Source organism: Niveispirillum fermenti, assembly GCF_048066175.1.
GTDB lineage: Bacteria > Pseudomonadota > Alphaproteobacteria > Azospirillales > Azospirillaceae > Niveispirillum > Niveispirillum fermenti.
The window spans coordinates 1-26,771 of record NZ_JBLTXA010000001.1 but is presented as its reverse complement, the minus strand read 5'-3'; the positions used below and the strand labels follow the sequence as shown (position 1 = coordinate 26,771).

Annotated in this window: 20 protein-coding genes; 12 read left to right on the top strand and 8 right to left on the bottom strand. The window is 67.3% G+C overall.

Features of this window, described 5'->3' with window-relative positions:
* Window positions 1-67: 67 nt before the first annotated feature.
* On the bottom strand, window positions 68-2,149 hold the full coding sequence (recG, locus tag ACM9LZ_RS00100; RefSeq protein ID WP_416617295.1) for an ATP-dependent DNA helicase RecG: 2,082 nt from the start codon (window positions 2,147-2,149) through the stop codon (window positions 68-70).
* A 99-nt stretch (window positions 2,150-2,248) separates the two neighbouring features.
* On the opposite strand from recG, the gene ACM9LZ_RS00095 reads away from it, so the two are divergent.
* Both ACM9LZ_RS00095 and mfd read left to right on the top strand, forming a co-directional pair.
* Window positions 2,249-2,524, top strand: coding sequence for a succinate dehydrogenase assembly factor 2 (locus ACM9LZ_RS00095; protein WP_416617294.1), 276 nt, complete (start codon window positions 2,249-2,251; stop codon window positions 2,522-2,524).
* A gap of 136 nt (window positions 2,525-2,660) precedes the next feature.
* Window positions 2,661-6,287 carry a transcription-repair coupling factor gene (mfd, locus tag ACM9LZ_RS00090; protein ID WP_416617293.1) on the top strand — a complete coding sequence of 1,209 codons (3,627 nt, stop codon included), beginning with the start codon at window positions 2,661-2,663 and terminating at the stop codon, window positions 6,285-6,287.
* Between the two features lie 102 nt (window positions 6,288-6,389).
* Here the strand turns inward: mfd and ACM9LZ_RS00085 are convergent, their stop codons facing one another.
* Window positions 6,390-6,845 carry a hypothetical protein gene (locus tag ACM9LZ_RS00085; RefSeq protein ID WP_416617292.1) on the bottom strand — a complete coding sequence of 152 codons (456 nt, stop codon included), beginning with the start codon at window positions 6,843-6,845 and terminating at the stop codon, window positions 6,390-6,392.
* Between the two features lie 169 nt (window positions 6,846-7,014).
* Here ACM9LZ_RS00085 and ACM9LZ_RS00080 point away from each other — a divergent pair, with 169 nt between their 5' ends.
* The gene (locus ACM9LZ_RS00080; RefSeq protein ID WP_416617291.1) at window positions 7,015-7,290 is read left to right on the top strand and encodes a hypothetical protein; all 276 of its coding nucleotides are present in this window, start codon (window positions 7,015-7,017) and stop codon (window positions 7,288-7,290) included.
* 118 nt (window positions 7,291-7,408) lie between these two features.
* On the opposite strand, the gene ACM9LZ_RS00075 is transcribed toward ACM9LZ_RS00080, so the two are convergent.
* The 6 genes from ACM9LZ_RS00075 to ACM9LZ_RS00050 form a co-directional block, all read right to left on the bottom strand.
* Entirely contained in the window at window positions 7,409-7,675 is a 267-nt protein-coding gene (locus tag ACM9LZ_RS00075) for a hypothetical protein (RefSeq protein ID WP_416617290.1), read from the bottom strand.
* A gap of 141 nt (window positions 7,676-7,816) precedes the next feature.
* Window positions 7,817-8,023 carry a cold-shock protein gene (locus ACM9LZ_RS00070; protein WP_416617289.1) on the bottom strand — a complete coding sequence of 69 codons (207 nt, stop codon included), beginning with the start codon at window positions 8,021-8,023 and terminating at the stop codon, window positions 7,817-7,819.
* A gap of 90 nt (window positions 8,024-8,113) precedes the next feature.
* Window positions 8,114-9,652 (bottom strand): helicase HerA domain-containing protein, encoded by a 1,539-nt coding sequence (locus tag ACM9LZ_RS00065; protein WP_416617625.1) that lies wholly within the window; start codon window positions 9,650-9,652, stop codon window positions 8,114-8,116.
* A gap of 138 nt (window positions 9,653-9,790) precedes the next feature.
* Window positions 9,791-10,744: a transglutaminase family protein gene (locus tag ACM9LZ_RS00060; protein ID WP_416617288.1), complete on the bottom strand. Its 954-nt coding sequence runs from the start codon at window positions 10,742-10,744 to the stop codon at window positions 9,791-9,793.
* On the bottom strand, window positions 10,722-13,226 hold the full coding sequence (locus ACM9LZ_RS00055) for a circularly permuted type 2 ATP-grasp protein (protein WP_416617287.1): 2,505 nt from the start codon (window positions 13,224-13,226) through the stop codon (window positions 10,722-10,724). Before ACM9LZ_RS00055 ends, ACM9LZ_RS00060 begins: the two co-directional genes overlap by 23 nt.
* Window positions 13,219-16,539 carry a transglutaminase family protein gene (locus tag ACM9LZ_RS00050; RefSeq protein ID WP_416617286.1) on the bottom strand — a complete coding sequence of 1,107 codons (3,321 nt, stop codon included), beginning with the start codon at window positions 16,537-16,539 and terminating at the stop codon, window positions 13,219-13,221. The genes ACM9LZ_RS00055 and ACM9LZ_RS00050 overlap by 8 nt, the downstream gene beginning before the upstream one ends.
* Window positions 16,540-16,868: 329 nt before the next feature.
* On the opposite strand from ACM9LZ_RS00050, the gene ACM9LZ_RS00045 reads away from it, so the two are divergent.
* From ACM9LZ_RS00045 to ACM9LZ_RS00005, 9 genes are all read left to right on the top strand, one after another.
* Window positions 16,869-17,405 (top strand): flagellar basal body-associated FliL family protein, encoded by a 537-nt coding sequence (locus tag ACM9LZ_RS00045; protein WP_416617285.1) that lies wholly within the window; start codon window positions 16,869-16,871, stop codon window positions 17,403-17,405.
* Window positions 17,406-17,423: 18 nt separating this feature from the next.
* Window positions 17,424-18,503, top strand: a complete 1,080-nt coding sequence (gene fliM, locus ACM9LZ_RS00040) for a flagellar motor switch protein FliM (RefSeq protein WP_416617284.1) — start codon at window positions 17,424-17,426, stop codon at window positions 18,501-18,503.
* On the top strand, window positions 18,500-19,027 hold the full coding sequence (locus tag ACM9LZ_RS00035; protein WP_416617283.1) for a DUF6468 domain-containing protein: 528 nt from the start codon (window positions 18,500-18,502) through the stop codon (window positions 19,025-19,027). The genes fliM and ACM9LZ_RS00035 overlap by 4 nt, the downstream gene beginning before the upstream one ends.
* Entirely contained in the window at window positions 19,024-19,968 is a 945-nt protein-coding gene (locus tag ACM9LZ_RS00030; protein WP_416617282.1) for a MotE family protein, read from the top strand. Before ACM9LZ_RS00035 ends, ACM9LZ_RS00030 begins: the two co-directional genes overlap by 4 nt.
* Window positions 19,969-20,053: 85 nt before the next feature.
* Complete coding sequence (locus ACM9LZ_RS00025; protein WP_416617281.1) at window positions 20,054-20,698, top strand: protein phosphatase CheZ; 645 nt, start codon at window positions 20,054-20,056, stop codon at window positions 20,696-20,698.
* Window positions 20,699-20,704: 6 nt separating this feature from the next.
* On the top strand, window positions 20,705-21,388 hold the full coding sequence (locus ACM9LZ_RS00020) for a hypothetical protein (RefSeq protein ID WP_416617280.1): 684 nt from the start codon (window positions 20,705-20,707) through the stop codon (window positions 21,386-21,388).
* Window positions 21,388-22,083: an OmpA/MotB family protein gene (locus ACM9LZ_RS00015; RefSeq protein WP_416617279.1), complete on the top strand. Its 696-nt coding sequence runs from the start codon at window positions 21,388-21,390 to the stop codon at window positions 22,081-22,083. Before ACM9LZ_RS00020 ends, ACM9LZ_RS00015 begins: the two co-directional genes overlap by 1 nt.
* On the top strand, window positions 22,080-25,331 hold the full coding sequence (locus tag ACM9LZ_RS00010; RefSeq protein WP_416617278.1) for a tetratricopeptide repeat protein: 3,252 nt from the start codon (window positions 22,080-22,082) through the stop codon (window positions 25,329-25,331). The genes ACM9LZ_RS00015 and ACM9LZ_RS00010 overlap by 4 nt, the downstream gene beginning before the upstream one ends.
* A gap of 93 nt (window positions 25,332-25,424) precedes the next feature.
* Window positions 25,425-26,732: a replication-associated recombination protein A gene (locus ACM9LZ_RS00005; RefSeq protein ID WP_416617624.1), complete on the top strand. Its 1,308-nt coding sequence runs from the start codon at window positions 25,425-25,427 to the stop codon at window positions 26,730-26,732.
* Window positions 26,733-26,771: the final 39 nt, after the last annotated feature.

The following is a 26,771-nucleotide window of genomic DNA, read 5'->3' as shown; positions in this document are numbered from 1 at the left end:
GGGGCCTTCTGTCTGTCATGGGTGGAATGTTCCACCTCCGCCGCCGGACGGCAAGCATGGGCGGGGATCACCCCGACCGCAGGTACCTAATCGCCGCATCCCGCTCGAACAGATAGAGCAGCGTCCGCAGTGCCGTTCCGCGCTCCGTCTCCAGTTCCGGGTCGCGTTCCACGATCAGCCGCGCATCGTCGCGGGCGACGGCCAGCAGCTCGCCATGCACCGCCAGATCGGCCAGCCGGAATTCCGGGATGCCCGATTGCTTGGTGCCCAGCATCTCGCCGGCCCCACGCAATTCCAGGTCCTTTTCGGCGATGATGAATCCATCTTCGGTATCCTTCATCACCTGCAGGCGCTGACGTGCCACCTCTCCCAAGGGCTGGTAATAGAGCAGCAGGCAGGTGCTGGCGCCCGTGCCACGGCCCACCCGCCCGCGCAACTGGTGAAGCTGGGCCAGCCCGAACCGTTCGGCATGTTCGATCACCATGATCGTGGCCTCGGGCACGTTCACCCCCACCTCGATCACGGTCGTGGCGACCAGCACGTCCAGCCGCCCTTCGGCAAAGGCGGCCATGACGGCATCCTTGTCCGTTCCCTTCATCTTGCCATGGATCAGGCCCACCCTGTCCCCCAGCCGTTCGGCCAGGGCGGCGTGCCGGTGCGTCGCGGCGGCCAGGTCCACCTGCTCGCTTTCATCCACCAGCGGGCAGACCCAATAGATGCGCTGGCCGGACGCAATGGCGCGGGACAGGCTGCCCGCCACCTCCTCCAGCCGGTCGGCATGCATGACGACGGTCTTCACGGGCTGGCGTCCCGGCGGCTTCTCGTCCAGGCGTGACACGTCCATGTCGCCATAGACGGTCAGCGTCAGGGTGCGGGGGATGGGGGTGGCCGTCATGACCAGCGTGTCGACCCCACGCCCCTTGGCCGCCAGTTGCAGGCGCTGATGCACGCCGAACTTGTGCTGCTCGTCGATGACGGCAATGGCCAGGTCGGCGAAGGTCACCTCCTCCTGGAACAGGGCGTGGGTGCCGACCAGGATGTCGATCTCCCCCGCCGCCAGCCTTTCCAGCAGGGCGGCCCGCGCCTTGCCCTTGTCGCGGCCGGTCAGTACGGCCAGCCGCACGCCCGCGGCCTCGCACAGCGGTGCCAGTGTTTCCGCATGCTGGCGTGCCAGGATCTCCGTCGGTGCCATCAGGGCGGCCTGGGCGCCCGTTTCCACGGCGTTCAGCATGCACATCAGGGCCACGATGGTCTTGCCGCTGCCCACATCGCCCTGCAACAGGCGCAGCATGCGGGACTTGGACGCCATGTCGGCATGGATCTCCGCCAGCGACCGTTCCTGTGCGCCCGTCAGGCGATAGGGGAGGGCGGCGGAGACGGCAGCGCGCAGGCGCCCGTCGCCCTGGGTCTCCCGCCCCGTCAGCTTTTTCTGCTGTGCGCGGACCAGCACCAGGGCCAACTGGTTGGCCAGCAATTCATCGAAGGCCAGGCGTTGCCGCACCGGCCCCAGCGGATTGATGTCCCCTTCATCCACCGGGTGGTGAAGGCGGGTCAGGGCCGTATGCCAGTCCGGCCAGTCGCGCCGCTTCAGCCAGGCAGCATCCTGCCATTCCGGCAGTTCGGGCGCGCGAGCCAGGGCGGCCTGGATGGCCGTGCGCAACGGCTTGGGGTTCAGGCCGCCCGTCAGCGGATATGTGGGCTCCGTCGACGAGGGCGGGGCCCCTTCCTCCGCCGGGGCGGCATGGTCGGGATGGGCGATCTGGAGATGGTTGTTATAATATTCGGCCTTGCCGGAAACGATGATCTGGCTGCCCGGGGGCAGCTTCTTTTCCAGCCAGTCGCCCTTGATGTGGAAATAGACCAGATCCATCGATCCCGTATGGTCGATGCAGCGTATGCGATAAGGGCGGTTGGGGGCCAGCGGCGGCATGTGACCGTCCACCCGCACCGTCAGCACGACGTGCCGTCCCTCCGGCGCCTCGGCGATGGCGGGCACCTGGATTCGGTCCACGATGCCCGTCGGCTTGTGCCACAGCAGGTCCACGACATGCGGGCCGGCCAGCTTCTCGGCCAGCTTGCCAAGGCGCGGACCCAGCCCAGGAAGGCTGGTCACGGGCGCGAAAAGGGGGAACAGGATGGCGGGGCGCAAGGGGCGGCTCTATCTGTCACGGGGACGATGGGACAGCGGACGGCTGACAGGCCGCCCGTCTGGTTCTATATCAAAGCCCAGCTTCAAACCGGAACCAAGATGATGATCGATCTGCCCGACGCCGACCTGGACCCCCGCCGCAAGCGCCTGATCTTCCGCAGCGACCATCGCGGTACGAAGGAGATGGACCTGCTGCTGGGCAGCTTCGCCCGCAAGCATGTCGCCGCGATGGACGACGATCTGGTGGACCGGTTCGAGGTGTTGCTGGAGATGTCCGACCCCGATCTCTACAACTGGATCACGGGACAGGAACCGACTCCGCCGGAATGGCAGGGGCCGCTGATGGAGATGCTGCGGGCTCACCGCTACCGGTAATACCGGGGTCGGGAAATCCCGCCCCCGGTATCCACGCCGAATGGCACGGCGACGGCCGTCCCCCTTTTGTTCCCATCCGCCGCGATCCCTGCTATACCCGCCGCACCATCCCGCGCCAGCAGCAAAGCCGATTGCCATGAGCCTGATCCCGACGCCCGACATCGCGCTGAACCTGGGCCATCCCCGCCGCATGCTGCTATCGGGCACGCCGGACGGGCAGGATGCACGCATCCTGGCGGCCCTGGCGCGGCGCGGCGGGGCGGCGGGCCTGCTGCATATCACCAGCGACGATGCCCGCGCCGCCCGGCTGGCCGAAGCGGTGGCCTTCTTCGATCCGTCGGTGGAGGTGGTGGGCTTTCCGGCGTGGGATTGCCTGCCTTATGACCGCGTGTCCCCCAATGGGGAGATCGTGGCGCAACGCATCGCGGCCCTGACAAGACTGCTGCGGCCTGCGGCCAGGGGCGCGTCGGCCCTGCTGGTCATCACCACGGTGAACGCCGTGGTGCAGAAGGTGCCGCCACGCCTCGCCTTCCGCAATGCCAGCTTCGGCGCCAAGGTCGGCACGCGCGTCAATGTCGCGGAATTGCAGCGCTTTCTGGCGCAGAACGGCTATGTCCGGGCGCAGACGGTGCGCGAGCCGGGGGAATTTGCCGTGCGTGGCGGCATCATCGACCTGTTTCCCCCCGGCAGCCAGGAGGCCTTGCGCCTGGACCTGTTCGGCGATGATCTGGAGGGGGTGCGCAGCTTCGACCCCATGACGCAGTTGACGGTGGAGAAGCGCGACGGCTTCCTGCTGATGCCCATGTCGGAGATATTCCTGGATGAAATGTCCATCCAGCGGTTCCGCACGGGCTATCGCGAGCATTTCGGGGCCGTCACCGATGATGATCCGCTGTACGAGGCCGTCAGTGCTGCCCGCAAGCATGCGGGCATGGAACATTGGCTGCCGCTGTTCCATAGCTCCATGGAGACCCTGTTCGACTATCTGCCCGATGCGTCGGTGACGCTTGACCCCAATGTCGAACAGGCCCGCGACGAGCGGCTGGAGCAGGTCCAGGATTTCTACCAGGCCCGCCGCACCATGGCGGAGACGGAGCGCAAATCCGGCAATCCGGTCTACAAGCCGTTGCCGCCCTCGCTGCTGTTCCTGGATGGGGATACGTTCGACCGGCATCTGGCCGTGCGCGCCGTGGCCCAACTCTCCCCCTTTGCCGCGGTGGAAGGGGAGGTGTCCAACAAGGACATGGTGGATGGCGGCGGGCGCAAGGGGCGGGATTTCGCCGATGCGCGCGTGCAGCCGGGCGTCAATGTCTATGACGTGCTGCGCGACCATATCCACGCGCTGGAGAAGGATGGCCGCAGCACGGTCATCGCGGGCTATACCACGGGGTCCCGCGACCGGCTGCTGTCGGTCCTGAAGGAACATGGTCTGACGCGCCTGCAGGCCGTGGACAGTTGGGCCGACCTGACGTCCCTGCCGCGGGGGACGACGGCGCTGATCGTGCTGCCGCTGGACCATGGCTTCACGGCACCGGGCCTGGCAATCATCACCGAACAGGACATCCTGGGCGACCGTCTGGTCCGCGCCGGATCGAAGAAGAAGCGCCGCAACGCCAATTTCATCGCCGAGGCCGCCTCGCTCAACCCCGGCGACTTCGTGGTCCATATCGATCACGGCATCGGCAAGTATGACGGGCTGGAAACGCTGGAGGTCGGCGGCGCTCCGCATGATTGCCTGCGCCTCATCTATGATGGCGGCGACAAGCTGTATGTGCCGGTGGAGAATATCGAGGTCCTGTCCCGCTATGGCAGCGAGGACGCGGGCGCCACGCTGGACAAGCTGGGCGGCGTGGGCTGGCAGTCACGCAAGGCCCGCGTCAAGCGCCGGCTGAAGGACATGGCCGACGCCCTGCTGCGCATCGCGGCGGAGCGCGCGCTGCGCCGGGCCGATGCCGTGCCCATCCCCGACGGCGCCTGGGACGAGTTCTGTGCCCGCTTCCCCTATGCCGAAACCGATGACCAGTTGCGGGCCATCGATGATGTGATCGAGGATATGGGGTCCGGCAAGCCCATGGACCGGCTGATCTGCGGCGATGTCGGTTTCGGCAAGACGGAGGTGGCGCTGCGCGCCGCCTTCCTGGCTGTCATGGCGGGGCGACAGGTGGCCGTCGTGGTGCCCACAACGCTGCTGGCCCGGCAGCATTCCCGCACCTTTGAAAGCCGTTTCGCCGGCCTGCCCGTGCGTATCGGGCAATTGTCGCGCATGGTCACGACCAGGGAATCCTCCCAGACCCGGCAGGGCGTGGCCGATGGCACGGTGGATATTGTCATCGGCACCCATGCGCTGCTGGGCAAGGGCGTGGATTTCAAGCGCCTGGGTCTGGTCATCGTGGACGAGGAACAGCATTTCGGCGTGAAGCAGAAGGAGCGGCTGAAGGAATTGCGGGCGGACGTGCATGTGCTGACCCTGTCCGCCACGCCCATCCCGCGCACCTTGCAACTGGCCTTGTCCGGTGTGCGCGAACTGTCGGTGATCGCCACGCCGCCGGTCGACCGCCTGGCCGTGCGCACCTTCGTGCTGCCCTTCGACCCGGTCGTGATCCGGGAGGCCATCCTGCGCGAACATCACCGCGGCGGGCAGAGCTTCTATGTCTGCCCGCGGGTGGAGGATCTGGGCCGGGTCCGTGCTCGGCTGGAGGAACTGGTGCCGGAGGTGAAGATCGTTTCCGCCCATGGCCAGATGGCGCCCACGGAACTGGAAGACGTGATGACGGCCTTCGATGACGGCAAGTACGATGTGCTGCTGGCCACCAACATCATCGAATCGGGCCTGGACATTCCGCGCGCCAATACCATGATCGTCCACCGGGCCGACCTGTTCGGCCTGGCCCAGCTTTACCAGATCCGTGGCCGCGTCGGCCGGTCCAAGGTCCGCGGCTATGCCTACCTGACTTATCAGCCCAAGACGGTGCTGTCGGCCACGGCGCAGCAGCGCCTGCACGTGCTGGAGACCCTGGACAGCCTGGGCGCCGGTTTCCAGCTCGCCAGCCACGACATGGATATCCGCGGCGCCGGCAACCTGTTGGGCGAGGAGCAATCCGGTCAGATCCGGGAGGTTGGCGTCGAGCTGTATCAGCAGATGCTGGAAGAGGCGGTGGAGGCGGCGCGCGGCGGATTGAGCGACGCGCAACTGGCCGAGGACGCCTGGTCGCCCCAGATCGCGCTGGGCATGCCGGTCCTGATCCCCGACAGCTATGTGCCCGACCTGGGCGTGCGGCTGACGCTGTACCGCCGCCTGTCGGACCTGACATCGAAGGACGAGATCGAAGCGTTCGGCGTGGAACTGATCGACCGGTTCGGCAAGCTGCCGCCAGAGGTCGACAATCTGCTGCGCCTGATGGAGATCAAGCGCCTATGCCGGGAAGCCGGCGTGTCGAACCTGGATGCCGGGCCGAAGGGCGCGGTCGTCACGTTCCGCAACAGCAATTTCAGGAATCCCGCCAAGCTGGTCGAATTCATTCAGAAGCAGGCCGGCACGGCCAAGCTGCGACCCGATCACAAGCTGGTGTTTCTGCGGCCCTGGGATGCGGAGGAGACCCGCATGGCCGGTGCCCGCACATTGATGCAGGCGCTGGCCCAGATGGCGGCGGGGGAGAAGGTGACGGCCGACCTGCCACCGCCGCCGCCGCCACCGCCGCCCCCGCCGCCGCCGAAGCCGCTGGTCAAGCGTCCTCCCTTCGGCGCGGCCAGACGCCGCTGGTGACCGCACGCGGTTGTCCGGACACCTTCATCCCGGATGAAGGTGGACCCGGCGGGACAAATCGGGGGCATGACAAGCGCACGACCGGTAATCCGGCCGCCGGTATCACAAATACTGGCCGAACACCTTCAGATAGGGCCGTGCTTCCTGCAGGAATTGCAGCGCCTCATAGATCAGATCGGGCAAGGTCAGGTGGCCCGGCACGCGGGCCTGCCCCAGCACGATGATCTTCTGGTTGCTGTCGGTGATGAACTTGGCCTTTTCCAGGCCCGCAGTGGCGCGCAGGATACGCGACAGGTGGACGCGCTTTTCCGGGGATTCGATGCTGAAAGGCAGATAACCCACATCGGCCCAGATCCTGAAAAGGGTCTGATCCCCCTCCGGCGTCAGGCTGACATGGAACATCAGCCCGTCCAGGAAGAAATGATGTTCCGACATTTCGGTGGGGCTGGTGACGCTGACATCGCCCGCCTCGTCCATGCGGACGGAACCACGGGCGATGGGCAAGCCCTTCTCTGCCGCGCGGGCCAGCTTGGCGACCGTCTGAAGCGCCTGAGACAAGGCTCACTCTCCCCTTGGCATAACCCGCCGGTGGCGGGTGCGTATCGACTATCCGTTATAGGTGTTGCGGCCGAATGGTCCAATGAATTTCCATCGGCAACGCGGCAAGATCGGGACGGGCGTCATCCGTCCGGAAACGCCCGTCCTTTGAAAGACTTGCCGACGATCCATGGTGCCTTATCCCGACATAACGGCCTTGCCGGACGACCTTGCCGCCGCACTTGTGCGTCTGGTGCGGCTGGTCAACCAGATGCGCATGCGCTGCCCGGACCTGGACCATGTCGCCCTGTCGGTGGAGACGGATATCGACTGGCAGGCGGCCACGATCCTGACCCGGCACATCGAACTGACCTGCCGTGATTTCAGACTGATGCTGAGCCCGTGGGACGGGCGCAACCTGATCGCCCCTGACCCGGACGGCGGGCGCCGCGCGGGGACGGACTGAGCCTGTGCCTGGTGCGCAGCCAATCGGCGGCTTCAGGTGCAAGACTTGCCCTGTCACGAATCCTCATGGGCGACACCCACCGTGATCGGGGCCCGGGGTTGTTTGCAAGCGGGTGGGGTCAGTCCGCGTCGCCACGGTCGTTGGCAATGTCGTCAGCCAGTTCGGCCGCCATTTCGGCGAACAGGTCGGCATCGGCGGCCAGGCCGTTGGCCTCGCAGATGCGCATGAAGACGCGGTAGCCATGCAGGATGGCGACATCGTAGGCGGCCTGGTCGCCTTCCTCGCTGTACCGGTCCTTGATCCCCTGTTCCTCCAGGGTGCCGAGAACATCGATCTCGGCGGCCTTCAGAACGGCATCCATCGCCTGCTTATGGAGTGTGGACATGGTCCGGATTCCCATCTTAGGCGCGCCGGCGGGTGGCCGGCGCGGGTTTGGGCGCCGTCATAGCAGGGAACGGCCCCGATGCAAGTGTCCCATCGACAGGGAATACCCCGCATGCGCCAAAAGTAAGGCGCCGTCGGCGGATCAGTTGCGCAGGTTGATGGCCATGGGCTTGCGGGTCTTGCGATTGACCTCGACCTCATATTCCAGGAACTGCCCCTCCTTCAGGGTGGGCAGGCCGATATACTGGACGGCCGAGATATGGACGAACACGTCCGGTCCGCCATCCTCAGGCGTGATGAAGCCATAGCCCTTGGCGCTGTTGAACCATTTGACGGTGCCGGTCGGCATGGGCGTCGCTCCGCGCGCTCGAAAAGGGGAATTGAAGGCCGGCACCATGACGGCAATCGCCAGCCATTGCAAGGCTGCCTGTGCGGCCGTTCATGCCGCGCCGGCGGCACCGTCGCCATCGGTGTCGAGCGGGTCGGGGGCGTTGGGGTCCCCCGCCGCTGTCTCCCGTCCCAGATGCGGCAGGCCGATGGCACGCAGCCCGCCGATAAGCCCGCGCTGCACGATCACCCCACGCTGTTCCATATAGGATAGCAGCCGGCGTGCCCGTCCGGGGGAGCGGCTGCCGCAGGCGCGTGCCACCTCCGCATCGGACGGGCAGGGCGCCTGGGCCAGTGCTGCCCGTGCCAGCAGCAGGAACACCCCCTGCATGTCCTCCGGCAGGGATTTGGCGGCCTTCTCCGCCTCCGTCCAGTCCGGGTCGTCGGCCCCTTCCGCATCCACCCCGGCCCGGATCACCGATAGCCGTCGGCGGAAGGCCGGCATGTCCAGCGTTTCCCCCCGCAGCCGGTGGATGCGGCAGCGGACCAGGAAATCCTGATACAGAACGGCATCGGTGCGGAACGCGGCATCAGGATCGGCCAGGACCTGCCTCAGCACCTCGTCCAGCTTGCCGTCATTCTCCGCAGCTTCGAACAGCGAGGGTTCGGGATTCAGTGCTGCGGTGGCCGCCATCTCTGCCTGGCGTTGGCCGGCCAGGCGCAGGGCGGTGTTGATGTCGGGTGGCGGCGCGGGTGGGGCCTTGCGCACGGGCGGCGGCGGGGCGGCCAGTTCGTCTGCCGACGGGGTCAGGATCAGGTCGCGGGCATCGGCCGGCGGCTGGTCGGGCAGGGGCATCAGCTTCGGGCTGCCGCCACGGCCCGACGTTTCCACCTCGCCGATGCGGATGGGCAGGGGGCGGCGCGACACGGCCGGGCCCAGGGCCACGAAATGCCCGCGCTGCAGGTCGCGGAACATCTCCGCCTGACGGCGCTCCATGCCCAGCAGGTCCGACGCGCGCGCCATGTCGATATCCAGGAAGGTGCGGCCCATCAGGAAATTGCTGGCCTCCGCCGCCACGTTCTTGGCCAGCTTGGCCAGGCGCTGGGTGGCGATGATGCCGGCCAGCCCGCGCTTGCGGCCCCGGCACATCAGGTTGGTCATGGCCCCCAGGCTGGCCTTGCGCGCCTCGTCGGAGACCTCGCCGGCTGCCGCAGGCGCGAATAGCTGTGCTTCATCCACCACGACCAGCATCGGATACCAATAATCGCGCTCGGCATCGAACAGACCGCCCAGGAAGGCGGCGGCCAGGCGCATCTGGCCTTCGATATCGGCGCCGTCCAGGGCCAGCACGACGGAGACGCGATGCTGGCGCACGCGGGCCGCCACCTTCTGCAGGCTGGATTCGGTATGCTGGGCCGCATCGACGACGACATGGCCGAACTTCTCGGCCAGCGTCACGAAATCCCCCTCTGGATCGATGATGCATTGCTGCACCCAGGGAGCGGACTGTTCCAGCAGCCGGCGCAGCAGGTGCGATTTACCGGAACCGGAATTGCCCTGCACCAGCAGGCGGGTGGCCAGCAATTCCTCCAGGTCCATCGTGGCGGTGCGCCCCTCCGCCGTCAAACCCATGTCGATGCCGACCTGCATCCCGAACCGACCCCGCTGCATTTTCCCCGTCAAGCGGCTCTATAGCGCATGTCGGCGGATCGTGGGAACCCATCGGCGGTGTGGGGCAGGGTCGCCGCCGCCGACGGTGGGGGAGCAGGGCCCGTGGGGGCTGGAACCTCAAGGGCTGTCCACGGGCTCCACATCCACGGCCACCAGCACACCATGGCTGCCGCCACCCAGGATCACGCCGCGCAGCGGGCAGACATCGTCGTAATCGCGTCCCCAGGCCAGGGTCAGATGATCGGTGTCGCACTGCCGGCCGTTGGTGGGGTCAAGATCGATCCAGCCCTCATCCGGCCCGCACCAGACCTGCACCCAGGCGTGGGAGGCGTCGGCCCCCCGCAGCTTCTCCTTGCCCGGCGGGGGCAGCGTGCGCAGATAGCCGGAAACATAGCGGGCCGGCAGGCCCAGCGCCCGCAAGGTTCCGATCATCAGATGCGCGAAATCCTGGCAGACGCCGCGGCGCCGGGTCAGAACCTCGCTGATCGGGGTGCTGACCGTGGTGGCCGTGGGATCGAAGCTGAAATCGGCATGGATGCGGCGCGTCAATTCCAGGGCCCCGATGCCCACCGGCCTGCCGGTGGGAAAGAACCCGGCTGCGAACAGGCAAAGGGCAGCGTCGGCCATGGGGACGCGCGCCGACGGCCGCACGAACTCCACCGTGTCGCCCCGGCCGGCCGCCAGGGCCGCGATCTCCTCCCAGGGCGGTGTCGTCTCGGCCGGGAAGGGCGGTGGCGGTTCCACCGTCACCTCCATCTCCGCCGTCACGGCCAGTTCGCGATGGGGGGTATGCAGGGCGGCATAGGTGACGGGATTGCCGAACCAGTCTTCCCGTTCCGTCAGTACGGCGGGCCATGGCACGATGGTCAGCCGGGTGTCATGGCAGGTCTGGCGCGGGTGGCGGCGCGGCTTCAGATGGGCCAGCATCTGCGCGCTGGTCACCGTATCGCTGTAGGCATAGCGTGTCACATGTGTGCAGCGGTAGCGCGTTGCCGGCTTGGGCGCCGGCTTTGGCTCGCCATCCGTCGGCAGCGCCACCGGGACCTGTTCACGTCGTGCGGGCAAAGACATGGCTGAAATAGGCCTGGCTCAACAGGTTGGAGATTTCCGGCAGCAGACGGCCCAGCCGTTCCGCCAACGCCGCCAGCGCGGTCGGGTCGCGGGCCGGCTGGGGATCGGCGACAAGGCCGGCGGCGGCGTCCAGCAGGTCGAAGGCCTGCCGTGACGGGCTGGTGGCCGGCGTCTCGCCCTCGACCACCGGCAATTTCTCCAATTGCCGCTGCACCGTCTTGATCTGGAAGGCCAGGGAACGCGGATGTTCCTTGTCGGCCAGCAGCAGCGACAGCACCTGTTCGCGCCGGATGCCGACCGGATGGCGCTCCCGGTAGGCGGTGGCGGCGGCGGCCAGTTCCAGAAGGACCGACAGGGCGGCCACCGGCGCGCTGGTTCCGGCCCCAAGCCCGCAGCCATGGAAGGCGCCGACGATGCCGATGGCGCGTTCCAGGCGGCGCCCCAGCACCAGAAAGCGCCAGGCAGGCCCGCGGGACATGCCATCCAGTTCCAGCCCGATCAACGAGGCCAGAAGCCGCGATATCTTGTCCAGATGCAGATGCATGGCTGCCGGGTCGGCCTTCACGGGCCGGGCCGACACTTCGTCCAGCACGGTCAATACACGGCTGAACTCGCCCGGCAACCGGTCACGCACCCCCGATGCGGCACGGCGCAGCCGGTCCATGGTGGCCCGCAGGCCGCCGGGATTGCCGCGGTCGGCCACGATCTCCAGCGCCTGACGCATGCCGCGCACGGCATCGGCCTGGGGCAGGCCGGAAATTTCCGCCGGGATCATGCCGGTGAAACCCATCAGCCGCAGCAGCGGCAGCAATTCCTCCTCCGCGCCCGGGTGGGCGTCGTCGGACAGGCGGCGGGCCGCGGCCCGCAGGATGCGCACGGCATTGTCGGCCCGCTCCGCATAGCGGCCGACCCAGAACAGATGGTCGGCGGCGCGCGACGGCAGGTCGCCCGTGCGGGGGCCGGTGTCGCCCGTGCCATCGGGCATCAGGGGACTGGCCCCGCGCCGGCGTTGTGGATTGGTGCCCGCCGCACCGGTGATCCAGACATCCTTGGCGCCCGCCCCCGTCTGCAGGGAGACCGACGCGAAACGGTCATCCGCGCTGATGCGTGCCAGCCCGCCCGGCATGACCATCCAGTCGCCATCCGGCGTGGCGCAGGCGAATGCGCGCAGCACCAGCGGCCGGGCCAGCTTCCGCCCGTCCCGCCAGACGGGGGCGGTGGAGGGGGTGACCGGTTCCTGCGCCACCCAATCCTGCGGGCGGCGGCGGATATTGGCCGCCAGTTCGGCGCGGCCGGCATGGTCCAGTTCCGGCCCGAAGGTCGGCCGGTGGCCCAGCGTGGAATAGGCGGGGCGGAAAACCAGCCGGTCCAGGCCGGCCACCATTTCCGCCCGTTGCCGTGCATCCCCGCCCCAATAGGTGGGGACATCGGCCAGCAACGGCTCCTCTCCCAGCAGGTGGCGGGAAAGCTCGCCCATCCATGGCGTCAGCGCCACGCTGTCCGTGACGCCGCTGCCCAATCCGTTGCACACCACGACATTGCCGGCACGCACGGCCTCCAGCAGGCCGGCAACGCCCAGGATGCTGTCGGAGCGCAGTTCCAGCGGATCACAGAAATCATCATCCACGCGGCGGAGGATGACGTCGATCCGTTCCAGCCCGCCCAGCGTTTTCAGATAGACGGCCTGGTCGCGCACGGTCAGGTCCGCCCCTTCCACCAGGGTCAGACCCAGGTGGCGGGCCAGGAACGCATGCTCGAAATAGGCCTCGTTCAGGGGGCCGGGGGTCAGCAGCACGAGGCGCGGGCAGCCATCGGGACCGGACTGGCGCGGGGCCAGGGCCACCAGCGTCTGGCGCAATTGTTCGAAGAAGGGCGACAGCCGTTCCACGTTGCAGGCCCGGAACGATTGCGCCAGCGTCTGGCTCAGCACCACACGGTTTTCCAGTGTGTATCCCGTGCCCGTCGGGGCCTGGGTGCGGCTGGACAGGACGCGCCAGACGCCGTCGCGGTCGCGCACCATGTCGGTTGCCAGCAGCGTCAGACGCGATCCCGTGGGCAGCGTCAGGCCGTGGCATGCTCGCAGGAAGCCCGGATCGCCCAACACCAGGCCCGCCGGCAGAACCCCGTCGCGCAGCAGGCGCTGTGGTCCGTAGAAATCGACCAGCACCCGGTCGAGCAGGCGCGCACGCTGCTGCACCCCCCGGGCGATCATCAGCCATTCCGACTGCGGCAGAAGCAGGGGGATGGGGTCCAGCGGCCAGGGTCGCTCCACCCCCTGCGGGTCGGCATAGGCATGGTAGGTCACGCCGTTCTGGAACAGCAGGCGGCGGCCGGCATCCCAGCGCTCCTCCATGGAGGCGCTGTCGCTGGCCCCGGACGAGATGAAGGACTGCCAGTGCGCGCGCACCTGACCGTCGCCCGTGACCATCTCGTCCCAGGGTTCCGCAGATAAGCCCGCGCTGCCGCGGGGAGGATCAGCCAAGGCGTAGGTCAAGGGTCAACGGAAACTCTGGATTGCGGATCTCGACCGGTGCCGCCATCGGCCCCGGCGTGTGCCCGAACGGGAAGAACCGAGCCAGCCGCCGCCCCTCCGCCTCGTTGGCATTGACCGGGAAGGTGGTGAAGTTCCGCCCGCCCGGATGTGCCACGTGGTAGGTGCAGCCGCCGATCGAGCGACCCGTCCAGCTATCCACGATATCGAAGATCAGCGGCGTATGCACGGGGATCGTTGGGTGCAAACAGTTAGGTGGCTGCCAGGCGCGGTACCGGACACCGGCCACGAACTCGCCCTCCGTACCCGTCGCATGCAGTGGCACCCTGCGGCCATTGCAGGTGACGATGAACCGGTCGTCGCTGGCACCGGACAGTTTCACCTGCACCCGTTCCAGGCTGCTGTCCACGAAACGCACGGTGCCGCCGCCGCCCGGCTCCTCGCCCAGTACATGCCAGGGCTCCAGAGCCGTGCGCAGTTCAAGCACCAGGCCGCGCTGGCTGACATGGCCCAGGGTGGGGAACCGGAAATTGATGTGCGGCTTGAACCATTCCTCATTGAAGGCATAGCCGGCCGCCCGCAGGTCGCCGACCACATCCTGGATGTCCTGGGCGACGAAATGCGGCAGCATGAAGCGCTCATGCAGCCGGGTGCCCCAGCGCACCAGCCGGGCCCGATAGGGCTGTTTCCAGAACCAGGCGATCAGGGAGCGCAGCAGCAATTGCTGCACCAGGCTCATCTGTGCATGCGGCGGCATTTCAAAGCTGCGCAGTTCCAGCAGCCCCAGCCGGCCCGTGGAACTGTCGGGACTGTACAGCTTGTCGATGCAGAACTCGCTGCGGTGGGTGTTGCCCTGCACGTCGACCAGCAGATGCCGCAGCGCGCGGTCCACCAGCCAGGGCGGGCAGTCGGCCCCCGCCTCGTCCAGGACCTTGAAGGCGATTTCAAGCTCGTAAAGGCTGTCGTGCCGCGCCTCGTCCACGCGCGGATGCTGGCTGGTGGGGCCGATGAAGGTGCCGGAGAACAGGAACGACAGCGCCGGATGGTTCTGCCAGTAGGTCAGCAGCGAGCGCAGCACGTCCGGCCGGCGCAGGAACGGGCTGTCCCCCGGTGTCGGCCCGCCGACGACGACGTGGTTGCCGCCGCCCGTGCCCACATGCCGTCCGTCCAGGGCGAATTTCTCCGTGGCCAGCCGGCTCTGACGGGCGTCCTCATACAGTTCGGTCGTGTTGCGGACCAGGTCATCCCAGCTTGCGGCCGGGTGGATATTCACCTCGATCACGCCGGGGTCCGGGGTGACCGCGATGCTGTCCAGGCGCGGGTCCTTGGGCGGGCCGTAGCCTTCCAGTACCACCGGCATGTCCAGCTCGACGCAGGCCGCCTCGATCGCGGCCACCAGTGCCAGCCAATCCTCCAGGTAAGAGGTGGGGGGCATGAAGACATAAAGCCGGCCGTTCCGCGGCTCCACGCACAGGGCCGTGCGGACGATCCACCAGGCCGACTGTCCCTTTTCGGGCACGGCCTCCCGCACGTCGGCCATCCGTCGGCGGTTCTCCACCGGCTCCGTGCGTCCCTTGTTCTCCGCCAGTTGCTGCGACAGTTCCTCATAGGCGGGCAGCGGTGTGCGCGGATCGAACGGGTCCTGCTCGTAGTGATAGGGATATTGCGCCGGTGCCACCCAGGGCAGGGAGCCCAGGGGCAGGCGGTAACCCACCGGACTGTCGCCGGGGGCCAGCAACAGACGGTCGGCCCGCGTCGTCCAGGCCGATGACAGCCAGACCGGCCCCGTCGCCTCGTGCCGGCGGTTCAGCGGCAGGGCAAAGCCGATGGGCTGGTCCAGCCCCCGCTCGAACACCCTGGCCAGCCGCGCCCGTTCCTCCTCGCTGTCGAGCTTCGAATCGAAGGGGTCGACATTGATGGGCAGCTTGCGTTCCTTCTGGATATAGTGCCAGGGGTCCTCATATGTCGCGCGGGCATAGTCGCCGGAAATACCCAGCTTTTCCGCCAGGGTGCGGATGAAATTCTCGGCGTGCCCGGCGGTGAATCCATAGTCGCGGCGCTCGTCGGCCTGGTATTCCTCATGCGTCCACAGCGCGTCGCCATCCTTGCGCCAGTAAAGCTGGAGCGCCCAGCGCGGCAGGCTTTCACCGGGATACCATTTGCCCTGGCCGAAATGCAGCAGGCCGCCGGGCGCAAAGCGCCGCTTCAGCCGGCGGATCAGGTCGCCCGACAGCAGGCGCTTGGTGGGCCCCAATGCCGCCGTATTCCATTCCGCGCCGTCCATGTCATCGATGGAGATGAAGGTCGGTTCGCCCCCCATGGTCAGGCGGATATCCCCGTCCACGATCTCCCGGTCCACCTGCCGGCCCAGCGCATCGATGGCGGCCCATTGTTCGGGCCAATAGGGCTTGGTGGTGCGTGGCTGCTCGCGGATGCGGGTCACGGCCATATGATGCTCGAACGACACCTCGCATTCGTCCAGCGCCCCCGATACGGGGGCGGCACTGAACGGATCGGGCGTGCAGGCGACGGGGATGTGGCCTTCGCCCGCGAACAGGCCCGATGTCGGGTCCAGTCCGATCCAGCCGGCACCCGGCAGGTACACCTCGCACCAGGCGTGCAGGTCGGTGAAGTCCGCCTCCGGCCCCTCCGGCCCTTCCAGGGGCTTCTGGTCGGCGACAAGCTGGATCAGGTAGCCGGAGGCGAAGCGAGCCGCCAGGCCCAGATTGCGCAGGATCTGCACCAGCAGCCAGGCGCTGTCGCGGCAGGAGCCGGTGCGCTTCTCCAGCGTCTCCTCCGGCGTCTGCACGCCGGGTTCCAGCCGGATGACATAGCCGATCATCTCCTGCAGCCGGGCGTTCAGCCCCACCAGGAAACCCACGGTGGCCTGTTCCGACCGGTCGACCGCGTCCAGCAGTTCCCGCAGGTGCGGGCCCACCGGCTCTGTCTCCAGAAAGGGTTTCAGGTCCTTGGCCAGCAGCGGATCATAGTCGAAGGGCACCCGTTCCGCCGCCGGCTCCAGAAAGAAGTCGAACGGATTGATGGCCGCCAGGTCGGCCACCAGATCGACTTCCAGCGTGAATTCGGTCGTCTTTTCCGGAAAGACGAAACGGGCCAGCCAGTTGGATTGCGGGTCCTGCTGCCAGTTGAGGAATTGTTTCTTGGGCGTGACCTTCAGCGAATAGGAGAGGATGGGCGTGCGGCAGTGCGGCGCGGGGCGCAGGCGCACGACCTGCGGGCCCAGCAAAACCGGCCGGTCGTAGCGGTAGACTGTCTTGTGGTTCAACGCGACGTGAATGCCCATTCGCCCCAGACCCCCGCATTATTCGCCGGCTGGTTGCCGGTCCGGACGACGGTATCATCAAACCGGAAGGGGGTTAAGCTGCGTTGCAGCATTTTATCATCGAGGGCGGATGACCGGCTGCCCGCCGCTCCGGACCCGGTTCCGGTTGGTTTCCTGCGCAAGATTGTTGGGAATTCACCGCAAATTATGCTTTCGATGCTGTAAATGCGTGGAAAGCGTTGAGTCGGCTTGGTATCATTCCGGATCGACAGCGATGCCGGATTTCCTTGGGTCTTGGCGCAGGGTCTTGACGCGCATCGGCGGGCCTGTCGGTTTTGGGGGTGGTGAGCATGACGTCGTTGGAGACCGATGGCGGCGGGTCGGAGACCGATCTGCCGCGCAAGAAGTTGAGCGGCAAGAAGATCGTCCTGTTCATCGTGCTGCCCGTCGTCCTGGTCATCGCCGGGGCCGCTGCCGCTTTCTTCACCGGTGCGCTGGACGGCCTGCTGGGCAAAAAGGCGGAGGGCGAGCATGCGGAGGAAGCGCCGGCCGAACCTGAACTGCCCCCCTATAAGGGTCCGCCGCTCTACAAGGACATGCCCGATATCCTGATCAACCTGAATACGGGTGAAAGGCGGGCCACGCTGTTGAAGCTGGGGATCACGTTCGAGGTGGCGCGGCCGGAGGATATGGTGCCGCTGGACCAGGCGATGCCCCGCATCACGGATGCCTTCCAGGTTTACTTGCGTGAACTGCGCGTCGATGATCTGCGGGGGTCCGCCGGCATCTACCGGCTGCGGGAGGAACTGCTGATGCGGGTCAATGCGGCGGCCGCGCCTGTCAAGGTCAAGGATGTGTTGGTCAAGGAATTCCTGATCCAGCAGTGATGCGAAAGGGTGCGTTCCATGGCCGGGCCTGAGGAACTGAGCGAAGAAGAAAGGATGGCCGCCGAATGGGCGGCCATGGCCGATGAAGGGGCCGGCGACGCCTTTGGCGACATGGGCGGCGGCGGCGGTGCCACGCGCGTCCTGAACCAGGATGAAATCGACAGTCTGCTGGGTTTCGACAAGGACGGGGCGGGCGACGGCGACAATACCGGCGTCATGGCGCTGGTCAATTCTGCGCTGGTCAATTACGAGCGCCTGCCCATGCTGGAGGTGGTGTTCGACCGCCTCGTGCGCATGATGTCGACCAGCCTGCGCAACTTCACCTCCGACAATGTCGAAGTCAGCCTGGACCAGATCAGTTCCGTGCGGTTCGGCGACTATCTGAACTCCATCCCTCTGCCCGCCATGCTGGCCGTGTTCAAGGCGGAGGAATGGGACAATTACGGCCTGATGGTGATCGATTCGGCGCTGATCTACTCCATCGTGGACGTGCTGCTGGGCGGGCGCCGCGGCACCGCCGCCATGCGTATCGAAGGCCGGCCCTATACTACCATCGAGCGCAATCTGGTGGAACGCATGGTGCATGTGGTCCTGTCGGACCTTTCGGCGGCCTTCGATCCGCTGTCGCCCGTCACCTTCCGTTTCGATCGGCTGGAAACCAATCCGCGTTTCGCCACCATCGCGCGCCAGGCGAACGCCGCCGTGCTGGTCAAGCTGCGCATCGACATGGAAGACCGGGGCGGGCGCCTGGAACTGCTGATCCCCTATGCCACGCTGGAACCCGTGCGCGAACTGCTGCTGCAGATGTTCATGGGTGAGAAGTTCGGCCGCGACAGCATCTGGGAAACCCATCTGGCGTCCGAACTCTGGCAGACCGACGTGCATCTTTCCGCCGTGCTGGACGAGATCGTGCTGCCATTGCAGGAAGTCATGTCCTGGCGGGTGGGCAGCCGCGTGCTGCTGAACGTCGCACCCGACGAGACGATCGAACTGCGCTGCGGTGATGTGCCCATGTTCCTGGGCCGGATGGGCCGCAAGGGCGGGAATATCGCCGTGCGTATCGACAAGGAAGCCCCCAAGCCGGAGTCGCAGCCATGATCGCCTCCATCCTCTCGCTGTTGCTGGACGTGGCCATCGTCGGCCTGCTGGTGGCGACCATCATCTACGCCCTGCGGCTCAACCGGCAGCTTTCCGCCGTCAAGGAAAGCCGGGCGGAACTGGAGGAACTGGTTAAGGGCTTTGCCGAGGCGACGGCCCAGGCGGACAGTTCGGTGAAGGGCATGCGCCGCACGGCGCAGGAATCGGGAGAGGCGCTGGCCGCCCTGATCACCCGTGCCCAGACCCTGAAGGAGGAGATGGAGCTGATCGTGCAGGCGGCCGACGGCCTTGCCAACCGGCTGGAAGCGGCCTCGGGCAAGGCGCGGGCGGCCGTCATGCCATCCGCACCACCCCCGCCGCTGACGGCCGCGCCGTTGCCGCGCCCGTCGGCCCCTGCCGCTGCGGCTGCCGTGCGCGCTGCGACATCGGCGCCGCCTCCGCAGGCCCCGTCGCCGGGCGGACCTGAACCCCGCTCCCGGGCGGAGAAGGAACTGCTTCAGGCGCTGGAGAATCTGCGCCCATGACCGACCTTCCCGTTTCCCGGCAGCCCAAGCCCGCACCTGCGGCCAAGCCCCCGCAGAAGAATGCCGCCACGCCGTCCGGCGGCAAGCCGGCGGCGGCCAAGGCCAAGCCCGTGCGGCCCGGCGCGCCCGTCCGTGCCGCAGGCAAGGGGCGTGTTCCGCCGGGCAAGGGGCGCGCTGCGCGTCGGGCACTGGTCCGTCCCGGCCTTTTGCCGGCCACCATCTTTGTTGCCATGCTGGTCCTGGGCTTCAAGGTGGGGGACATCTGGCTGACCCTGACCACGGGGCGGGGCCTGTCGCTGATCTCCCCCTCCATCGCGGAGGAGACGGGGCCGCAGGGTCTGCCCGAGTTGCCGCCCGCGCCCGCGTTGACGCCGCCACCGACCCAGGTGGCACAGGCCGGCGATCCCCCGGCCACCCAATCCCCGCCGGCACAGCCGCCTGCTTCGGCCGAGCCTGCGGCCAGCCCGCCCGCCACGCATCAACCCGATGTGGGACCGGCCCCGTCCGGCGCACCGGGTCAGAGCTTCACCCCCACGGAACTGGAATTGCTCCAGCGCCTGCAGGAACGCCGGGAGCAGTTGGACACGCGCGCGCGCGAACTGGACCAGCGGGAAGCCATGCTGGCGGCGGCCGAACAGCGATTCGATCAGAAGATCGGTGAATTGCAGGGCCTGAAGCAGGAAATCCAGGGCTTGCTGACTCAGGTCAACAGTGAACAGCAGGCCCAACTGGACAGTCTGGTGAAGATTTACGAGACGATGAAGCCCGTGGATGCCGCGAAAATCTTCAACAGCCTGGAAAATGACGTGCTGATCAATGTGATCAGCCGCATGAAGGAGGCGAAGGTTGCGCCCGTCCTGGCGGCGATGGAACAGAAGCGGGCCCAGGAAGTGACGATTTTGCTGGCAGCGCGGAAGACGCTGCCCACCGTGCCCGATTAATTGTATGAAGGCGGCCGGGCGCTGTCCGTTCGCTCTGCCGGCTTTGCCCGGTTCCTTGGTCCTTAGCGCTTGAAGGTGTCTCCCGATGCTCCGCACTGCCGCTGCCGATCCGGTTCTCCAGGGCCGTCTGGACAATGCCCGCGCGGAGGCGCGTCAGCCCCTTTCGCGTGAGGAGGTGACGACCATTGTCGCATCCGTCCTGTCCTCCATGGGGGGAGACCTGGGCCAGCATCACCTGCATGTCTATGCGGAACTGGAAGGGTTGGCCCGGTTCATCAATACCGCCAAGAAGGAGATCGCCAGCATCCAGCCGGCCGATATCCATTCAGAACATATTCCCCTGGCGACCGATGAACTGGACGCCGTGGTCGGCGCCACGGAGGATGCGACCAACCGCATCATGGATGCCTGCGACCAGATGATGGCGCTGGCCGGTGACGTGCCGGCCGAAGTGTCAAACAAGCTGATGGACATCACGACCGGCATTTACGAGGCATGCAATTTCCAGGACATCACGGGACAGCGCATCACGAAGGTCGTGCGTGCTCTGAAGCATATCGAGCAGAAGGTGGAAGCCCTGCTGATCGCCATGGGGGAGGAGGTGCAGCGCCGTCACCCCGACGCCGCCCCGGCCGCCGCATCCGGTTCCGCCGATTCCGACCTGTTGAACGGCCCGTCCATGCCCGGTACGGGTATCGATCAGGCCTTTATCGACTCGCTGTTCGATTGAGGATGAATGCCCGGCCCGCTCCCATCCGACCGATCCGATCCTGACATCGCGGTTCCCGTGCGGTTCGCCGCGCCCGGCGATGGCCAGGGCGGCGGCGGGCAGGGGGGGCAGCTTTTGTATCTGGGCCTGTTCATCCTGCTGCTGGCCTTCTTCATCCTGCTGAACAGTGTTTCGCATTTCCATGATGAGAAGGTGGGCGCTGTCATCCGCAGCGTGGATGACGCCTTTTCCAGCCAGGCGCTGCTGACCGGGGCGCCCGGAGACCGGCAGCAGTCGCTGCGCGAGGCGGCGCGCGCGGTGCGGGACCTGGGAGACCTGATCCGGGCCGAACTGCCCCTGGCCAAGGTGGAGGCCGGGCAGGAGGCGGGGACCCTGTTCATCGCCTTGCCGGCCGCGGCCCTGTTCTCCGGTGACGGGCAATCGATCAGGCCTGATCAGCAGGGGTTGATGGACCGCATCGCGCGCGTGCTGGAACCGCGCGGATCGGGTGTGGCGGTGCGGGCGGAGATATTGTTCGCCGCACCCGATGATGCCGACACGGGCCCCCTTGTCGCGCGGGCCGGTTCGCTGGCCCGGGCCCTGACGGCGTTGGGGGCCGATGCCCCATCCCTGTCGGTCGGGCTGGAGAAGGGACAAAGGGCGGGCGGCATGCGGCTGCTATTCACGATCCACGGGTCGGGGGGCCAGTGATGCGCGACCGCCGTTCCCCGGCCCTGTTCAGTTTCGCGGCACCTGACACGGTGGCCGGACGTGCCTGGCTGGTGACCTTCACCGATCTGATCTGCCTGCTGCTGACCTTTTTCGTCATGCTTTACGCCATGTCCGAGCCTGATCCGGCCCGTTACCAGGCGCTGGCCGCGGGCGTGCCGGGGGCCACGCCGGCGCAGGAGGGCGAGGAGAGGCCGGAGGCCGCCTTTTCCGCCGCCAGCCTGGATCGTGGCAAGGCCATCGACCTGGGTTATCTGGGCCGCGTGTTCGAAAGCCAGATGGCGGGCAATCCCGAGCTGGCCGATGTGCGCATCGACCGTATCGACGGCTCGCTGGTCCTGTCCATGCCGGCTGACCTGCTGTTCGCGCCCGGCGATGCCACCCTGTCGGCGCGCGGCCGGCAGGCCATGTTCGTCATGGGGGGGGTGGCAGCCAATATCGGCAATGCCGTCGATGTCGTCGGTCATGCCGATGCACTGCCGGCCGGCAGCCGTTGGCCCAGCAACTGGGAATTGTCGCTGGCGCGTGCCCAATCGGTGGCCGAGGCGCTGCGGGCCGCCGGCTATCTGCGGGATATCACGGTGCGCGGTCATGGCGATGGACGGTCGGGCGGGCGTGTGTCGCCACAGGCCAGGCGCGTCGATCTGGTCGTCCGTGAACATGGGGTGACGCCATGATGGCCGGGCGTCTTCGATTGCGGCGGGCATTGGTGTTGGGCGTGGCTCTGGGCGCGCTGCTGGCAGCACCACCGTCCGCGGCGCAGCAATCCATCCCGGCGCCGGCTGAGAACCCGCCGGCCCCGGCCGCCGCGCCCGCGCTGCGGGTGCCTGTGCGCAGCGGTGTGCATCCGACCTACAGCCGGCTTGTCTTCGACTGGCCCCGGTCCACGCCCTATAGTGTGGAACAGAATGGTACGGCGGTTTCGATCCGCTTTCCCGTGCCGGCAGAATTGGATCTGGCAGCGGTCGCACGGGCGCGGCCCAGCCGTATCGCCGGGTTGTCGCAGACGGCCGGTGACGGCGCGGTGACCCTGCGCTTCGACATTCCTGCCGGGGCCGGCCTCAAGGACAGCCGGGTGGGCAACCGCATCGTTGTCGATGTGCTGGACAGGCCGCCACCCGGCGCCATCGCCCGGCCGACCAATCCCGCCGCGGCGACGACGGCTCCGGCATCCGCCGCCCCTGCCGCTGCTACCACTGCCGCCGCCCCTCCGGCGGCCGACCCGCGTGGCGTGCGCGAAGGGGCACCGCTGTACGAAATGCGCGGCCGGCCGGCCCCCGGTGCCATCACCCCGCCGGCGCAGCAGGCGGCCACGGGTGCTCCCACGGCCCTTGTGCCGCCGCCAGCACAAACCGCAGCACCCGGACCAGCGGCATCCTCCGGCCCCGGGGCATCACCATCCGGCACCGCGGCATCGGCCCCGTCGGCCGCCGCGGCGACACCCGTTACGCCGGCGCCGCTGGCTTCACCCGTGCCGGCGCCGGCACCGGTGGTCGAGCCGGCAGCAACAGCGGTGGAAGCGGCGGCGGCCCCGGTGGTCCTGGTCTTTGATCCCAAGGTGGCGCGGTCCGCTGCCGTCTTTGAACGTGCGGGCTTCCTGCATGTGCTGTTCGACGGGGAAATTCCCGACGGTGCGGTGCCGGCCCCCCCGCCGGAACTGCCGGTCAGTATCGACCGGCTGGACGTGCCGGACGGTGCGGGGTTCAGATTTCCGATGCCGGCGCTGATGCAGGCCTCAGTGCAGCGGGATGGAACGGCATGGCGGCTGCTATTGTCCCGTACAAACGGCCAGCCCCCCTCGGCGGTGCCCGACGGTCCCGATGACCATATTCTGACGCCTGAACCGGACCTGGATTTCGCGCTGGGCTCCCGGCTGGTGGTAGCGGCCCCGGACGCGGGAACGGTGCTGGCCTTCCATGATCCTGTGGTTGGTGACATGCTGAAGGTGGTGCCGCTGCCGCAGCCGGGATCGCATATGCCGGTTCCGCTGCGCTATGCGGAGGTACAGTTCCTGCCCACGCTGCAGGGCATCGTCGTCCGCCCGCTGGATGATCGTCTGCTGGTCCAGCCCGTGCGCGAGGGGGTGGAGGTTTCCGTTCCCGGTGGGCTGACCCTGTCGCCCGCGGCCGACGTGCAGGTCGCCGTTCCACCCCCGCCGCCCGCGGCGGAGGAGGAGAGGCTGTTCGATTTTCAGCGCTGGGGACAGGTCCCCTTGCGTGACTTCACCCGTGCGCGACAGGAACGCTGGGACCGGCTGGCTGCCATGCCAGAGGCGGAACGCACGCGCGGGCGGTTGGACATTGCACGCTTCTATCTGGCCAACGGGCTGGGCTATGAGGCGCTGGGGATGCTGTCGCGGGTGCAGGAATTGCAGCCCGATGTCGACCGCCGGCCGGAATTTCTGGCCGTGCGCGGTATCGGCCGCGCCTTGACGGGCGATTACGCAGGCGCACAGGCCGATCTTTCCAACCGGCAATTGTCTGCGGAACCCGACGCGGCCCTGTGGCGGGCCGCCGCCCTGGCCGGTCAGCAGGATTTCGACGGGGCCAACACTCTGTTCACCCAGAACAGGGAGTTGCTGGACCGCTATCCGGAGCCGTTTTACACCGGCCTCGCCCTGTCCGCCACGGACGCGGCGTTGAAGGCCGGGCACCCCGACCAAGCCGCATCGATCATGGACCGTGTCGCCAAGCGGGGTGGGGAAACAGGGCCTCAGGCCGCGGCGGTGCAGTATTTCCGTGGCGCCGTGTTCCGGGCCCTGGGCGATAATGAGAAGGCTTTGCCCTATTTCGCCAGTGCGCAGGAAGGGCGCGACCGGCTCTATGCCATGCGTGGCAAGCGCGATTATATCGACACCGCGCTGGACCTGGGCCGGATGGAGCCCAAGGAGGCCGCCCGGCAGATGGAGACATTGCGCTTCGCCTGGCGTGGTGACGCCCTGGAATTGTCCAATCTGCGCCGGATCGGCGAGGTGCATGCGCTGGCCGGGAATTATCCCCAGGCCTTCGATACGATGCGGCAGACCATCTCGCAGTTCCCCAATACCAGGGACGCAGGAGAGATCGCATCCGACCTGACGCGGACCTTCACGAATCTGTTCGCCAATGACGGCGCGGCCAGCATGTCGGCCGTGGAGGCTCTTGCGCTCTATGAACAATATCGGGAACTGACCCCGCCTGGTCCGGATGGCGACAGGATCATCCGCCGTCTGGCCGAACGGCTGGTGGAGATCGATCTGCTGGACCGGGCGGCCCAGTTGCTGGACCATCAGGTGCAGTATCGGCTGACGGGAACCGAAAAGGCCCAGGTCGGGGCGCGGCTGGCCGGTATCCGCCTGCTGGATGGCAAGCCCGATGACGCCATCGCCGCCCTGGACAAGAGTCTGGTGGACGGGCTGCCCCCTGAACTGGTGGAGGAGCGCAAGCTTCTGCGTGCCCGCGCCCTGTCGCAGACGGGCAAGGGGGCGGACGCCGTGCAGTTGCTGGCGACAGACCAGTCGCACAATGCCAATCTGCTTCGCGTCGATATCGCGATGCGTGACCGCCAATGGCCGGCCGCGGCGGCGGCTCTGGGTGATCTGATCGGCCCGCCGCCGGCCGCGGGCGCGGCGCTGGAACCACAGACGGCCGGGCTGGTGATCAACCATGCCATCGCGCTGTCGCTGGCACAGGACAATGCCGGGCTGGAGACGTTGCGCCGTGATTTCGGCCCTGCTATGGAAAATTCCAGGGATGCCAACACATTCCGCCTGCTGACCCGGCCGGAGGAAGCGGCGGGGCTGGCCGATGCCGCCACCATCCGCTCACGCATTACGGAAATCGACCTGTTCCGCAATTTCCTGGACAATTACCGCACGGCCCGGCAGGAAGCGGCCGCGCCGCCCCCCGCCGCGGCCCCGGCCACCCCGGCGCAGCCCCCATCCTGATACCGTCCGGCGACGGCGCCGACAGGGCGGGATGGACATTGCGCAGCCCGTCCCCCATCTGAAATAAGGGAACGGAACGGGATCGCCATGGCCATGGGAACGGATAGGGTGGCAGGTTTGTTTGAAGCACAGGCGCCCAGGCCCCTGGCAGACCGATTGCGTCCGCAAAGCCTGGACCAGATGGTCGGCCAGGACCATCTGCTGCGGCCCGATGGCCCTATCGGGAGGATGATCGGGTCCCGGCGGCTGGTCTCCATGATCCTGTGGGGCCCGCCCGGCTGCGGCAAGACGACGCTGGCGCGCCTGCTGGCCCAGACGACCGACCTGCATTTCGAACCCCTTTCGGCAATCTTCAGCGGTGTTGCCGATCTGCGGCGGGTGTTCGAGGCGGCCAGGACCCGGCGGCAGGGCGGGCAGGGCACCCTGCTGTTCATCGACGAGATTCACCGGTTCAACCGGGCGCAGCAGGACGGGTTCCTGCCTTATGTGGAGGATGGGACCGTAACCCTGGTCGGGGCGACAACGGAAAATCCCAGTTTTGAATTGAACGCCGCCCTGCTGTCGCGGGCGCAGGTCTTCGTGCTGAACCGGCTGGACGATGCGGCCCTGGAATTGCTGCTGGCGCGTGCGGAGGCGGAGGAGGGGCGGCCCCTGCCGCTCGACCCCGACGCCCGGGCCGCCGTCAAGGCACTGGCGGACGGTGACGGCCGCTATTGCCTTAACCTGTGCGAGGAGTTGTTCGCCCTGCCGGAAGGCACGATGCTGGACAATAACGGTCTGGCCGCCGCCGTGCAGCGGCGCATGCCGCTATACGACAAGGCGCAGGAAGGCCATTACAACCTCATTTCTGCCCTGCACAAGTCGCTGCGCGGATCGGACACGGATGCCGCCCTTTACTGGTATGCCCGCATGCTGGCTGGGGGAGAGGATCCGCGATACATCGCCCGGCGGCTGACGCGGTTCGCGGTGGAGGATATCGGCATGGCCGATCCTGCCGCCCTGACCCAGGCAACCGCCGCCTGGGAAGCCTATGAGCGTCTTGGCAGCCCCGAAGGGGAACTGGCCATCGCACAACTGGTGATCTATCTGGGCACGGCGCCGAAATCAAACGCGGCCTACACGGCGTATAAGGAGGCTGCGCGCGCCGCCAAGGAAACGGGCAGCCTGTCGCCGCCCAAGCACATTCTGAATGCGCCGACCAAACTGATGAAGCAGTTGGGCTATGGCCACGGCTACAATTACGATCACGACACGCCCGAGGGGTTCAGCGGGCAGAACTATTTTCCCGAGGGGATGGACCGCCGGCCTTTCTACCGCCCTGTGGAACGCGGTTTCGAGCGGGAGGTGCGCAAACGGCTGGATTATTGGGCCCGCCTGCGGCGTGATACCAGCTCCCGGTGAGTGCAACTCACCGGGAGCTGGTACGGCGGCGACCGCCGA

Coding starts and splice junctions, on each gene's coding strand:
- ACM9LZ_RS00030 (WP_416617282.1), top strand. CDS start 19,024: ATGACCGACCTTCCCGTTTCCCGGCAGCCCAAGCCCGCACCTGCGGCC.
- ACM9LZ_RS00005 (WP_416617624.1), top strand. CDS start 25,425: ATGGGAACGGATAGGGTGGCAGGTTTGTTTGAAGCACAGGCGCCCAGG.
- ACM9LZ_RS00045 (WP_416617285.1), top strand. CDS start 16,869: ATGACGTCGTTGGAGACCGATGGCGGCGGGTCGGAGACCGATCTGCCG.
- ACM9LZ_RS00015 (WP_416617279.1), top strand. CDS start 21,388: ATGCGCGACCGCCGTTCCCCGGCCCTGTTCAGTTTCGCGGCACCTGAC.
- ACM9LZ_RS00095 (WP_416617294.1), top strand. CDS start 2,249: ATGATGATCGATCTGCCCGACGCCGACCTGGACCCCCGCCGCAAGCGC.
- ACM9LZ_RS00070 (WP_416617289.1), bottom strand. CDS start 8,023: ATGCCGACCGGCACCGTCAAATGGTTCAACAGCGCCAAGGGCTATGGC.
- ACM9LZ_RS00025 (WP_416617281.1), top strand. CDS start 20,054: ATGCTCCGCACTGCCGCTGCCGATCCGGTTCTCCAGGGCCGTCTGGAC.
- fliM (WP_416617284.1), top strand. CDS start 17,424: ATGGCCGGGCCTGAGGAACTGAGCGAAGAAGAAAGGATGGCCGCCGAA.
- mfd (WP_416617293.1), top strand. CDS start 2,661: ATGAGCCTGATCCCGACGCCCGACATCGCGCTGAACCTGGGCCATCCC.
- ACM9LZ_RS00065 (WP_416617625.1), bottom strand. CDS start 9,652: ATGCAGGTCGGCATCGACATGGGTTTGACGGCGGAGGGGCGCACCGCC.
- ACM9LZ_RS00080 (WP_416617291.1), top strand. CDS start 7,015: ATGGTGCCTTATCCCGACATAACGGCCTTGCCGGACGACCTTGCCGCC.
- ACM9LZ_RS00050 (WP_416617286.1), bottom strand. CDS start 16,539: ATGGGCATTCACGTCGCGTTGAACCACAAGACAGTCTACCGCTACGAC.
- ACM9LZ_RS00060 (WP_416617288.1), bottom strand. CDS start 10,744: ATGTCTTTGCCCGCACGACGTGAACAGGTCCCGGTGGCGCTGCCGACG.
- ACM9LZ_RS00075 (WP_416617290.1), bottom strand. CDS start 7,675: ATGTCCACACTCCATAAGCAGGCGATGGATGCCGTTCTGAAGGCCGCC.
- ACM9LZ_RS00020 (WP_416617280.1), top strand. CDS start 20,705: ATGCCCGGCCCGCTCCCATCCGACCGATCCGATCCTGACATCGCGGTT.
- ACM9LZ_RS00010 (WP_416617278.1), top strand. CDS start 22,080: ATGATGGCCGGGCGTCTTCGATTGCGGCGGGCATTGGTGTTGGGCGTG.
- ACM9LZ_RS00035 (WP_416617283.1), top strand. CDS start 18,500: ATGATCGCCTCCATCCTCTCGCTGTTGCTGGACGTGGCCATCGTCGGC.